Raw genomic sequence first — 12255 nt, 5'->3', positions numbered from 1 at the left:
CGCGGCCGTCACGCGTCCAGCAGGTCGTGCTCCTGGATCAGCCAGCAGACCGCCGTCAGGCGCAGGGTCGCGAAGTCGTGACCGGCGGGCTCGGTCCACTCGACCTCGGCGAGCCGGTCGGTGAACCCGAGGACGTAGTCGGCGAGCTCCTCCCGGCGGACGGTCCGGCCCTCCGGGCCCCGCCGGGCCGGGAGCAGCGCGTCGCACACGGCCGCCGCGTGCTGGTCGACGGCGGCCACGAGCCCCGGCTCGACGGAGAACTCCGAGAGCCGGGGCATGTACGTGGCGGCGACGTCGGCCAGCGGGCAGACGGGCGATTCGTTCATCCCTCCACATTAGGTGCGTACCGGGGCGTTCAGACCGTGACATCGGTCGCAGCCGCCGGTCGTTCAGAACCTGACGTCGGTCCCGGCCTCCGGTCGTTCAGACCCTGACGTCCGTCGCAGCCGCCGGGATCTCCGTCCGCCGTCCGGTCCGTACCCCCGTCGCCGTGATCACGGCGCCCAGCGCGACCATCACCACGGGGACGACGAGCGCCGCCCGGAAGCCGCCGAGGCCGCCGCCCGCGGTGCCGTACACCGCCGTGACCGCCGCGATGCCGACCGCCGAGCCGAACTGGGTGGCCGTGTGGAGCAACCCGCTCGCGAGCCCCTGCTCGCCCTCCGCGATCCCCTCGGTGGCGGCGATCGTGAGCGGTCCGTACGCGAGGGCGAAGGCGACCCCGGTGAGCAGCAGCGTCGGGAACATCGCCGCGTACGACCAGTCCGGCCCGACCGGAAGGAACAGCGCGTACGACACGACGGCGAGGACGAAGCCGCCGAGGATCACCCGCGCGTTGCCGAAGCGGGCCACGAGCCGGGGGGTCAGGGTCGGCGCGAGGACCGCGTCGCAGCCCATGACGAGCAGGGCGAGCGCCGTCTCCAGGGACGACCAGCCGCGCAGCTCCTGGAGGTAGAGCGTGGCCACGAACTGGAAGCCGAAGAAGGAGCCGACGAAGAGCAGGGCGCCCAGGTCGGCGCGGAGCAGCGAGGCCTCCCGCAGGATGCCGAGGCGGACGAGCGGGACGGCGGCCCGGCGCTCGACGGCGACGAAGAGCCCGGTGAGGAGGATCCCGGCGGCGAGCGCGGCGGCCGTGACCGTCCAGCCGTCGAGCCCGTGCTCCAGGCGGACGAGGCCGTAGGCGAGGAGCAGCATCGCCCCGGCGGCGGTGAGTGCCCCTCCGAGGTCGAAGCCGCCCTTCGCGCGGGCCGGGCGGGGCTCCTTCGGGATGAGCCGCAGTGCGGCGAGGAGGATCGCGGCGGCGAGGAGGACGGGGGCGAAGAAGACCCAGCGCCAGCCGAGCTGGGTGAGGAGTCCGCCGATGACGAGGCCGAGGGAGAAGCCGCCGGCGGCGGTGCCGGCGAAGACGAGGAGCGCCTGGTTGCGCTGGTGTCCCTCCTCGTACGAGGTGGTGATGATCGACAGGGCTGCGGGAGTCATGAAGGCGGCGGCGACGCCGGTGACGAAGCGGGCCAGGATCAGGGTCCAGCCCTCGTCGGCGAGGCCGCCGAGACCGGAGAAGACGAGGAAGACGGCGAGCCAGCCGAGGAACATCCGGCGCCGTCCGAGCAGGTCGGCGGCTCTGCCGCCGAGGAGGGTGAAGCCGGCGTAGCCGAGGACGTAGGCGGACATGACCCAGGCCGCGGTGCCGGTGGTGAGGCCGAGGTCGGCGCGGACGGTGGGGACGGCGACGGCGAGCATGGCGACGTCGATGCCTTCGAGGAAGATCGTCCCGCAGAGGACGAGGAGCAGACTCCAGGCGCGTAGGGACACAACTGTCTCCAGGGCGGGGCGGGTTGGGGCGGCCGGTTACGGACGAGAGGGTCGGTTCCCTCTTGTAACCACCTGCATCCTGCGGGAGCATCGGGTGCCATGGAAGAAGGCACTTCGAAGTACCCGAGTCACTGCGAGGGAACCCACGGAGGCGCGGGGGACCCCGACCCCTTCCAGTGGGACACGCGCGAGGACTGCGAGGTGCGGCAGATCCTCGACCGGGTCGCCGACAAGTGGTCCCTGCTCGTCATCGCCCTGCTCGACCGCCGCGTCCTGCGGTTCACCGAGCTCAAGCGGGAGATCGACGGCGTCAGCCAGCGCATGCTGACCGTGACGCTGCGCCAGCTGGAGCGCGACGGCCTCGTGAAGCGGACCGTCCACCCGGTGGTCCCGCCACGCGTGGAGTACGAACTGACGCCCCTGGGCGGCACGTTGCACACCACGATCCGTTCCCTGGTGACCTGGACCGAGCGGCACCAGAACGAGATCGCGGCGGCACGGGAGGCGTACGACGCGCGGGAGGCGGCGGGGGTGTCCTGAGAAATCCGGTGGCCGCGCCCGGCGGTCGCCCCGCACCCTGAGGCGCATGGAAGAACCGAAGTACGGGATCCGCGCGCTCCACACCGGCCGCACGGTCACCGTCTACCAGGCGTACCGGCCCGCCATCGGGCTGCCGGCGGCCCGCGACGGCCGCTTCCCGGCCGCCTGGAAGCGGGACCGGATGACGTGGATCAAGCCGTCGTTCCTGTGGATGATGTACCGCTGCGGCTGGGGGACGAAGGAGGGCCAGGAGACCGTCCTCGCCGTGGAGATCACCCGCGAGGGCTTCGAATGGGCCCTGCGGAACGCCTGCCTCTCCCACTACGAGCGCGGCTTCCACGCCGACCAGGCCTCCTGGAAGCGGCAGTTGAGGGAGGCGCCGGCCCGGGTCCAGTGGGACCCGGAGCGCGACGCGCACCTGCGCCCGCTCCCGTACCGCTCGCTCCAGCTCGGCCTGTCGGGCGAGGCCTCCCGGCGGTACGCGGACGAGTGGACGGTCTCCGTCACCGACGTGACCGCACTCGCCCACGAGGTCCACGGCCTGGTCCGGGGCGGCGACGTCGAGGCGGCCGCCCGACTCCTCCCCCGGGAGACGCCCTACCCGGAGCCGGAGGGCCTCCTGGACCACCTGCGGGTTCAGCCGCCCGCGACGCCGAAGTTGAAGTCCCCGGTGCCGAGCAGACCGTAGAGCCGCAGCCACAGGGGCATCAGCTGCTCGGTGGCGCGGGCGCTCGACAGGTCGCCGAGGTCGATGATCCGGTCGGCCTCCCACCCGAAGGAGGCGAGCAGCTCCGCGACCACGGCCTTCGCGTCCGCGTCGTCGCCGCTCAGGAAGACGTTGTGGTGCCCGGGGACCCGGCCGGGCTCGACCATGACGGTGTTGGTCATGGTGTTGAGCGTCTTGACGACCCGCGCCTCCGGGAACGCGCCCTGCAGGTGCTCGGCGACGCTCCTGCCGTCGGGCAGACCGACCTTGGGCGGGAAGCCCTCCGAGAAGTCGAGCGCGTTGGACACGTCGATCAGGACCTTGCCGCGCAGGTTCGCGGCGCCCACGGCCTCCAGGACGGCCAGGGACACGAGCCCGCCGGTCGCGTTGACGACCAGCTCGGCGGGGCCGGCCGCGTCGGCGAAGGTCCCGTGCGTCCCGCCGTGCTCCCCGGCCCACTTGGCGGCGTCGGCGTTGTCCGCGGTACGGGACCCCAGGGCCACCTCGTGTCCCAGCGAGACCAGCTTGGTGGCGAGCCTGCGGCCGACCTCGCCCGTTCCCAGTACGGCGATCCTCATGTGCGTGCGCTCCTTCGGGGCGGCGAGTCGGAAGAGCCCGACCCTAGTGCCTGAGGCCCCCCACCGCCCGTCCCACACCGTCCCGCGGCGTCCCCGGGTCACGCCACCGGCGGAAAATCCGGATGCGGCCCGCCCGCCGGACCACCAGACTCCCCACCACACCACCCCCTAGGAGCGATCACCCCGTGGCGACCTTCGTCCACCTCACCCCCGGCGCGCACGCGGGCCGTGTCCGGCGGTCCGGGGTCCGTGCCGTCGGGCGCGGCGAGTGGCGCGGGGTGTTCCTCTTTCCCGTCCTGCCCTCGTACACCCTCACCCACCAGTGGCTGCGCGAGCTGTCCCGACGACCGGGGCCGCGCGGGTTCGTCGCCGTGCACGTGCGGCTCCCGGACGGGGAGCGGGTGAGCGTCGGCCGGTACAGCGACCGCGAGCCGGCCCGGGTGACGGCGGCCGAGGCGGTGCGGCGTGTGGCCGGGGCCGCGGACGCCCGGGGCTGGGAGGTGTTCCTGCCGCGGTCCGTCGCCCCCGCCGAGGTACGGCACATCCGGGCGGTGCGGCAGGTCAACGGCTGGCGCTACCGGCCCGGCGCCCACGGCACCGCCCCCTGCCTCTGCTTCGGCTGCCGGGAGCGCGGGGGCTACGGCTCACGGCGGCTCGCGGAGCGCCGGCCGCACCCCCTGGACGGGCCGCCGCCCCCGCCCCGGGTGCTCCTCGCGCGCGTGGAGGCGGCCGAGGCGCAGGGAGACACGGCGGCGCTGCGCGAAGCCCTGAACGGGTACGGAATGCGGCGGCGCGGCCCGCTGGCGCGTCTCTCCGCGCTCGCACGGCACCCCGACCCTGCGGTGCGGATCGCGCTGGTCGAGGCGGTGGCGTACTGGTCGACGCCCGGAGTCCCGGACCTGCTGCGGGAGTTGGGGCGCGACCCCGATCCGGGGGTCCGGGAGGCGGCGGCGGATGCCCTCGTTCGGTGAGCGAACACACCTGACCGGTTTCCGCTCTTGACGTGGAGTCAAACTCTCACTGAACATTCAGCACGCACGACCGAACGACCGCACAACTGAACCACCGCACGTCCGTACAGCTCCAGCGCCTCGTGGCACCCACGCCCGAGGCGTCTCGCACGTTCCGTCCCATCCCCGTTCGGAATCCGGAGCCCCCACATGAACATCTCCGTACCCAGACGCGTCACCGCGGCCGCCGCACTCGCGGCGCTCGCCCTCGGCGGACTGACCGGTACCGCATCCGCCGGGTCGCAGGCGGCCGTCGCCGCGCCCGACATCCCACTGGCCAACGTCAAGCAGCACCTGGCGGACCTCCAGTCGATCGCCACCGCCAACGGCGGCAACCGCGCCCACGGCCGCACCGGCTACAAGGCCTCCATCGACTTCGTGAAGGCGAAGCTGGACGCCGCCGGCTACACGACCACCCTGCAGACCTTCACCTCCAGCGGCGCCACCGGCTACAACCTGATAGCCGACTGGCCGGGCGGCGACCCGAACCAGGTCCTCATGGCCGGCTCGCACCTCGACTCGGTCACCGCGGGCCCCGGCATCAACGACAACGGCTCCGGGTCCGCCGCGACCCTGGAGACCGCGCTCGCCGTCTCCCGCGCCCAGCTCCAGCCGACGAAGCACCTGCGCTTCGGCTGGTGGGGCGCCGAGGAGCTCGGGCTCGTCGGGTCGAAGTACTACGTCAACAACCTGCCCGCCGCCGAGCGTTCGAAGATCAGCGGCTACCTGAACTTCGACATGATCGGCTCGCCGAACCCGGGCTACTTCGTCTACGACGACGACCCGACGATCGAGCAGACCTTCAAGACCTACTTCGCCGGGCTCGGCATCCCCACCGAGATCGAGACCGAGGGCGACGGCCGCTCCGACCACGCGCCCTTCAAGAACGTGGGCATCCCCGTCGGCGGGCTCTTCTCCGGCGCCGACTACACCAAGACCTCGGCGCAGGCGCAGAAGTGGGGCGGCACGGCCGGCCAGGCCTTCGACCGCTGCTACCACTCGTCCTGCGACACCACGGCGAACATCAACGACACCGCCCTGGACCGCAACGCCGACGCGATCGCGTACGCGATCTGGAACCTGTCCACCGGCACGACGACCCCGCCGACCGGCACGGTCTTCGAGAACACCGCCGACGTCTCCATCCCGGACAACGGCGCCGCGGTCACCTCGACGGTCAACGTCACGGGCATCACCGGCAACGCGCCCTCGACGCTCAAGGTCGGCGTGGACATCGTCCACACCTACATCGGTGACCTGGTCGTCGACCTGATCGCCCCCGACGGCTCGGTCTACAGCCTCAGCAACCGGGCCGGCGGCAGCGCCGACAACATCAACCAGACCTACACCGTGAACGCCTCCTCGGAGGTCGCCAACGGTGCCTGGAAGCTCCGCGTCCAGGACAAGGCCTCGGTCGACACGGGATACATCAGCGGCTTCAAGCTGACCTTCCCGTAACGCTTCCCGCGAGAAGCACAGCAACTCCCGGGTGGGTCGGTGAATTTCGCCCCCGACCCGCCCGGGGTCCCAACCGCGCCGCTACTTGGCGGCGTTCGCCGCGTCCACCAGCGCGTCCTTCGTCACCGCGCCGACGTAGACCTTGCCGTCGTCGGTGAGGAGCGCGTTCACCAGCTTCGTCTTGAAGACGGTGCCGGAGCCGAACTTCCCGGTGACCTTGTCGCCGAAGGAGTCCAGGAAGCCCTGGATCTCCTTCGGCGCCTCGTCGGTCCCGGGGGCCGGTGCGCCCGTGTCGAACGTCGCGATCGTCGTCCAGCCCTCGCCGATGACGTTGAAGCCGCCGTCCTTCCCGAAGTCCTCCCCGAAGCCCTTCCCGAGGCCCTTCCCGAGGCCGGGGAAGCCCTCCTCGAAGCCCTCGGGCAGGTCGTCGCCGGACTCCGCCGCCTTCTCCGCCGCGCCCTCCGTCACCTTCGCGCCCTCCGGCGCCTCGAAGGTGAACTCCGAGGCGGCCGGCTTGCCGAAGTCGACCTTCGTGAAGCCCGCGTCGACGACCGGCTTGCCGCCCTCGACCGAGGAGAGGGTGAACTTCAGCGGGGTGCCGTTCGCCGCGTCCACCGCGATCTTCACGGACTCGACCGTCGAACCGGCCTGCTTCGGCTTGATCACCAGCTGGTACGCGTCCCGGCCGGCCACCTTCGCCGTCCCGCCGACCGTGATCGACGTGGTGTCGCCCGCGGCCTTCAGGACCTCGTCGGCGAGCTCCTTGGGCGTGCCGGGGAGCTTCCGGTCCTCCTCGGAAGCACCGGGGGCGCCGGACGACGCGTCCTTCTCGTGGAAGGCCTCGTTGGACTTGCTGTCGTAGGCCCAGACGTCGTCGCCGTTGTGGATCAGGCTGTACTCGTCGGAGCCGTCGAGCAGGGTGAGCCGCTGACGCTCGGGGCCGTCCGCCGCCACGCGCAGCGTGTGGCTGCCCGAGACGAGCTCGGTGAGCTTCTCGGACGGGTCGGCCGACGAGGAGCCGCCGTCGCCGCCCAGGCCCCCGAGGCCGGACGCCAGGCCGCCGAGGGACGGCAGGCCCAGGTCGGTGGAGATCTTGAAGGTGCCGGACAGCGTCTGGGTGTCCGAGGCGGCGATCTTCTCGATGAGCTGCTGAGCCGTGATGTCCGGCAGGTCCGGGTCGCCGGACGCCGCCAGCGCCGGGACGAGCCCGATGGTCGCCGCGGCCACTCCTGCCACCGCGACCGGGACGATGAACCGGCTCGCCTTACGGGTCTCTGCCATGGTCTCCGCTACCTCCGTGCCGTGCTGCCCCTGTGGATGATGTCTCCATCTCACCAAGGCGGCGGCGCGGAATCGTCAGACCCCGGGATCAACCTCACGTACTGCTTCGGGATGACCCGACCCTGAGAAGGGCTACCCCGCGCGGTGGACCACGGCGTCGCACATCTCGGCCAGGGCGGCCTTCGCGTACCCCTCGGGCAGCGGCGCCAGCATCGCGCGCGCCTCCTCGGCGTACCGCACGGTGTCCCGGCGGGCCTGCTCCAGGGCGGGGTGGGCGCGCAGCCGGCGCAGGACCTCGGCGTGCCGCTCGTCGTCGCTGAGGTCGCCGTCGATCAGGGCGACGAGCTCCAGGTCCTCCGGGCGCCCGTGGGCGGCCGCGGCGGCCCGCAGGTGGAGGACGGGGAGGGTCGGGATGCCCTCGCGGAGGTCGGTGCCCGGGGTCTTGCCGGACTCGTGGGAGTCGGAGGCGATGTCGAGGACGTCGTCGGCGAGCTGGAAGGCGACGCCGAGCCGCTCGCCGTACTGGGTGAGGGTGTCGACGACGCTGTCGTCGGCGCCGGACATCATGGCGCCGAAGCGGCAGGAGACGGCGACGAGGGAGCCGGTCTTGCCGCCGAGGACGTCGAGGTAGTGGTCGACGGGGTCGCGGCCGTCCGTCGGACCGGCGGTCTCGAGGATCTGACCGGTGACGAGCCGTTCGAACGCCTCGGACTGGATGCGTACGGCCTCGGGACCGAGGTCCGCGAGCGTGTGCGAGGCGCGGGCGAAGAGGAAGTCACCCGTGAGGACGGCGATCGAGTTGCCCCAGCGGGTGTTGGCGCTGTCGACGCCGCGCCGGACGTCGGCCTCGTCCATGACGTCGTCGTGGTAGAGCGTGGCCAGGTGGGTGAGCTCGACGACCACGGCGGAGGGCACGACACCCGGCGCGTAGGGGTCGCCGAACTGGGCGGCGAGCATCACGAGCAGGGGGCGGAACCGCTTGCCCCCGGCGAGCACGAGGTGCTGCGCGGCCTCCGTGATGAAGGGGACATCGCTCTTGGTGGCGTCCAGGAGGCCCGCCTCCACAGCCGCCAAACCGGTCTGGACATCGGCCTCAAGAGCCTGGTCCCGCACGCTAAGACCGAACGGCCCGACGACGGTCACGAGGGGGTCTCCTGTCTGCTGACGCCTGCTGACGATCACACGGATTGTTCACATGGACTGTTGACGATCACATGGATTGTCGATGTGTCGCTCGATTCACTCAAGCCAGCGTATCCGGTCACCTTTCGATCACCGTGGGCGCCTTCCCGTCACCCCCGGTATGTTCGGGATCAGCTCATACGACCAGGAGTAGCCGTTTTGTCCCGAACAGCGATCGACACCGATACGAACGGCGAGCAGCCTCCCCCCGAGGACGACCACGCCTTCCTCGGGCATCCGCGGGGTCTGCTGACCCTCTCCGGCCTGGAGGTCTGGGAGCGGTTCTCGTTCCTGGGCATGCAGGCGATCCTCGTCCTGTACTTCGCCGCCACCGTCGCCGACGGCGGACTCGGCATGGACCCGGGCACCGCGGCCTCCGTCTCCGCCGCCTACGGCACCCTCGTCTACCTCGTCTCGGTGGCCGGCGGCTGGCTCGCCGACCGCATCCTCGGCTCGTACCGCGCGGTCCTCTGGGGCGGCATCCTGATCGCCTGCGGGCACTACGCCATGGCGGTGCCGACCGCCGCCATGACCTGGGTCGGACTCGGCCTGATCAGCGCCGGCACGGGACTGCTCAAGCCGAACGTGGCGACCATGGTCGGCAAGCTCTACCGCACGGACGACGACCGCCGCGACGCCGGTTTCGCGCTCTACTACATGGCGATCAACATCGGCGCCTTCGCGGGACCCCTGATCACCGGCTGGCTCGCCGACCACAAGGGCTACCACTGGGGCTTCTCCGCCGCCGCCCTCGGCATGACCCTCGGCCTGGTCCAGTACGTCGCAGGCCGCCGTCACCTGGCCGGGCGCAAGCACTCCGCCGAGTTCGCGCTGGCCCCCGACGCCATGCGGCGCGCGGTCCGGCTGATGATCTCCGGCGCGGTCGTCACGGCCGTCCTCGCCACGGGCCTGGCCCTCGCGGGCCGGCTCACCATGGACCGGTTCGTGGACGTGCTGACGGTGATCTCGGTGATCGCCCCGGTCGTCTACTTCTGGGTGATGTTCACCAGCCCCCGGGTCACGGCCGAGGAGCGCGGCCGCCTCAAGCCGTACGTCGTGCTGTTCCTGGCCTCGGTGGTGTTCAACTTCATCCTCTTCCAGGCGTACTCGACGATGATCCTGCTGGCCTCCACGAACGCCCGGACGACCATCCTGGGCTTCGACTTCCCGGCGAGCTGGTACGCCTCGGCCCTGGGCGCCTTCGAGGTCCTCCTCGCCCCCGTGGTGGCCGCCGTCTGGGCCCGCATGGGACACCGCCAGCCGCACGTCTCCAACAAGATCGCGTTCGGTGTGATCCTCGGCGGTCTGTCGTTCCTGCTGATGGTCCTGCCGACCTCGGGACACGCCGACGACACGTATCAGATGGCCGCCTGGTGGATCGTCGGCTCGTACCTGCTGCTCGGCCTCGGCGACGTGCTCCTGGAGACCTCCGGCATGTCCGCGACCAGCAAGCTCGCCCCCCAGGCCTTCTCCAGCCAGACGATGTCGCTCTGGTTCCTCTCCCTCGCCCTCGCCAACGGCATCCAGGCCCAGACCGTGAAGTTCTACGACGACGTCTCCAAGCCCGTCTACTTCGGCGTGAACGGTGCCGTGGCCGTCGCCGTCGGCCTCGCCGTGATCGCCCTGGCGCCCTGGCTGCGCCGCACCATGCACCCCGTCCACTGAGGTGACCTGATGACGAAGATCCGTACCGACCTCCCGTACGAGACCCGCCACGAGGACATCCGCATCCCGCTGCCCGACGGGACGAAGCTGTACGCGCGCGTGTGGCGCCCGCTCACCGACGAGCCGGTACCGGCCCTCCTGGAGTACCTGCCGTACCGCCTCACCGACTGGACCGCCCCCCGCGACTGGCAGCGCCACCCCTGGTACGCGGGCCACGGCTACGCGTCCGTACGGGTCGACGTCCGCGGCCACGGCAACAGCGAGGGCCTGCCCGGCGACGAGTACGACCCCGTCGAGCTCGCCGACGGCGTCGCCGTCGTGAACTGGCTCGCCGAGCAGGAGTGGTGCACCGGCAGGGTCGGCATGTTCGGGATCTCCTGGGGCGGCTTCAACTCGCTCCAGATCGCCGCCCTCGCCCCCGAACCGCTCAAGGCGATCGTCACCGTCTGCTCCACCGACGACCGCTACGACAACGACGTGCACTACATGGGCGGCTCGGTCCTCGGCGTCGACATGCACGCCTGGGCCGCCACCATGCTCGCCTTCGTCTCCCGGCCCCCGGACCCGCTGTACGCGGGCGAGGAGTGGCGCGAGCTGTGGCTGAGGCGCCTGGAGGCCGTCGAGCCGCTCATCCACACCTGGCTCGCCCACCAGACCCGGGACGCGTACTGGAGACACGGCAGCGTCTGCGAGGACTACGGGGCGATCCGGGCCGCCGTCCTCGCCGTCGGCGGCTGGCACGACCCGTACCGCGACACCGTCCTGCGGCTCGCCCGGCACCTCCCCCAGGACCGGGTGCGCGGCATCATCGGCCCCTGGTCCCACCAGTACCCCGACCGGGGCCTGCCGCCGGGACCGGCGATCGGCTTCCTCCAGGAGACCCTGCGCTGGTGGGACCACCACCTCAAGGACGCCGAGAACGACGTGATGGCCGAGCCGCTGCTGCGCTCCTGGATCAGCGCATCGCACCCGCCTGCCACCGTGTACGAGGAGCTGCCCGGCCGCTGGGTCGCCGACCCCGCCTGGCCCTCCCCGCACGTCACCCCCGTCACGTACCGCTTCCAGGGCGCCCCCGTCCTCGTCGACTCGCCCCAGCAGACCGGCCTCGACGCGGGCCGCTTCTTCCCCTTCGGCAACGACGCCGACCTGCCGCCCGACCAGCGCGACGAGGACGCCCACTCGGCCTGCTTCGACTTCCCCGTCCCCGAGGACGGCGACCCCATCGAGATCCTGGGGCGGCCCTCCGTGAGCCTCGCCCTGCGCGCGGCAGCCCCCACCGGCCAGGTGATCGCCCGGCTCTGCGACGTCGCCCCGGACGGCTCCTCCACCCTCGTCACGCGGGGCGCCCTGAACTTCTCCGCCCGCTACGGCCGCGACCGGGCCGTGGAGGCCCAGATCGGCGAGACGGAGAGCTTCGTCTTCGAGCTGAACGGCATCGGGCACACCTTCCCGCCCGGCCACCGGGTGCGCCTCGCCGTCTCCTCCACGTACTGGCCGTGGATCTGGCCCCAGCCCGACGCCGCCGGCTTCACCCTCGACCCGGCCGGCTCCTCCCTCACCCTCCCGGTCCGCGCGCCCACCGAGGACGCCGTCGAGTGGGAGGAGCCCGAGCAGTCCGAACCCCTCGGCGTCGTGTACCCGCGCACCCTGGAGGAGCCGCGCCCGGAGCGCGTGGTGGTCCGGGACGTGGCCAAGGGCGAGTGGACCCTGGAGGTCGACCCGAAGTACGGCGGCACGCGCGTGTACCCGGACGGCCTGGAGTTCACCGAGGACGCCGTGGAGACCTACACGATCGAGGAGAGCGGCCCGCTGTCCGCCCGGACCCGCTCGGAGTGGTCGGTCCGGCTGCACCGGCCCGAACTCGCCTGGGACGTCACCGTCGACACCCGCTCGGAGATCTCCTGCGACGCGGACGCCTTCTTCACCGAGAACGAGGTGGTGTGCAAGGAGGGCGGCGAGGTCGTCTTCCACCGGACCTGGGAAAAGAGGATCCCCCGTACGGCGGGCTGAACTCACGCCGTAC

11 protein-coding genes are annotated in these 12255 nt (G+C 71.8%); 6 read left to right on the top strand and 5 right to left on the bottom strand.

Translation table 11 applies throughout. The features are described from left to right. Positions 1-8: 8 nt before the first annotated feature. Both ACN9MM_RS23100 and ACN9MM_RS23095 read right to left on the bottom strand, forming a co-directional pair. A complete protein-coding gene (locus tag ACN9MM_RS23100; protein WP_426365469.1) occupies positions 9-326 on the bottom strand; it encodes a DUF6401 family natural product biosynthesis protein in 318 nt (105 codons plus the stop codon). Between the two features lie 97 nt (positions 327-423). Then, entirely contained in the window at positions 424-1812 is a 1389-nt protein-coding gene (locus tag ACN9MM_RS23095; protein ID WP_426365467.1) for an MFS transporter, read from the bottom strand. Between the two features lie 99 nt (positions 1813-1911). Here ACN9MM_RS23095 and ACN9MM_RS23090 point away from each other — a divergent pair, with 99 nt between their 5' ends. Together ACN9MM_RS23090 and ACN9MM_RS23085 are read left to right on the top strand one after the other, a co-directional pair. Continuing rightward, positions 1912-2352, top strand: a complete 441-nt coding sequence (locus tag ACN9MM_RS23090) for a winged helix-turn-helix transcriptional regulator (protein WP_426365466.1) — start codon at positions 1912-1914, stop codon at positions 2350-2352. Between the two features lie 46 nt (positions 2353-2398). Next, positions 2399-3040 (top strand): DUF4291 domain-containing protein, encoded by a 642-nt coding sequence (locus tag ACN9MM_RS23085; protein WP_426365464.1) that lies wholly within the window; start codon positions 2399-2401, stop codon positions 3038-3040. Here the strand turns inward: ACN9MM_RS23085 and ACN9MM_RS23080 are convergent. Beyond that, positions 2989-3636, bottom strand: a complete 648-nt coding sequence (locus tag ACN9MM_RS23080; protein ID WP_426365462.1) for an NADPH-dependent F420 reductase — start codon at positions 3634-3636, stop codon at positions 2989-2991. The genes ACN9MM_RS23085 and ACN9MM_RS23080 overlap by 52 nt on opposite strands. A 185-nt stretch (positions 3637-3821) precedes the next feature. Between ACN9MM_RS23080 and ACN9MM_RS23075 the strand changes: the two genes are divergently transcribed. Together ACN9MM_RS23075 and ACN9MM_RS23070 are read left to right on the top strand one after the other, a co-directional pair. After that, on the top strand, positions 3822-4607 hold the full coding sequence (locus tag ACN9MM_RS23075) for a HEAT repeat domain-containing protein (RefSeq protein WP_426365461.1): 786 nt from the start codon (positions 3822-3824) through the stop codon (positions 4605-4607). Positions 4608-4796: 189 nt separating this feature from the next. Continuing rightward, a complete protein-coding gene (locus ACN9MM_RS23070; protein ID WP_426365460.1) occupies positions 4797-6104 on the top strand; it encodes a M28 family peptidase in 1308 nt (435 codons plus the stop codon). Between the two features lie 81 nt (positions 6105-6185). Here the strand turns inward: ACN9MM_RS23070 and ACN9MM_RS23065 are convergent, their stop codons facing one another. Both ACN9MM_RS23065 and ACN9MM_RS23060 read right to left on the bottom strand, forming a co-directional pair. Then, complete coding sequence (locus tag ACN9MM_RS23065; protein ID WP_426365459.1) at positions 6186-7385, bottom strand: LolA family protein; 1200 nt, start codon at positions 7383-7385, stop codon at positions 6186-6188. 132 nt (positions 7386-7517) lie between these two features. Further along, the gene (locus ACN9MM_RS23060) at positions 7518-8528 is read right to left on the bottom strand and encodes a polyprenyl synthetase family protein (protein ID WP_426365457.1); all 1011 of its coding nucleotides are present in this window, start codon (positions 8526-8528) and stop codon (positions 7518-7520) included. A 198-nt stretch (positions 8529-8726) separates the two neighbouring features. Between ACN9MM_RS23060 and ACN9MM_RS23055 the strand changes: the two genes are divergently transcribed. Both ACN9MM_RS23055 and ACN9MM_RS23050 read left to right on the top strand, forming a co-directional pair. Further along, the gene (locus tag ACN9MM_RS23055) at positions 8727-10232 is read left to right on the top strand and encodes a peptide MFS transporter (protein WP_426365455.1); all 1506 of its coding nucleotides are present in this window, start codon (positions 8727-8729) and stop codon (positions 10230-10232) included. 9 nt (positions 10233-10241) lie between these two features. Next, positions 10242-12242, top strand: a complete 2001-nt coding sequence (locus ACN9MM_RS23050) for a CocE/NonD family hydrolase (protein ID WP_426365454.1) — start codon at positions 10242-10244, stop codon at positions 12240-12242. Positions 12243-12255 lie beyond the last annotated feature (13 nt).

Source organism: Streptomyces sp. E-08, assembly GCF_049913095.1.
GTDB lineage: Bacteria > Actinomycetota > Actinomycetes > Streptomycetales > Streptomycetaceae > Streptomyces.
This window is presented reverse-complemented; position numbering and strand designations above follow the sequence as displayed.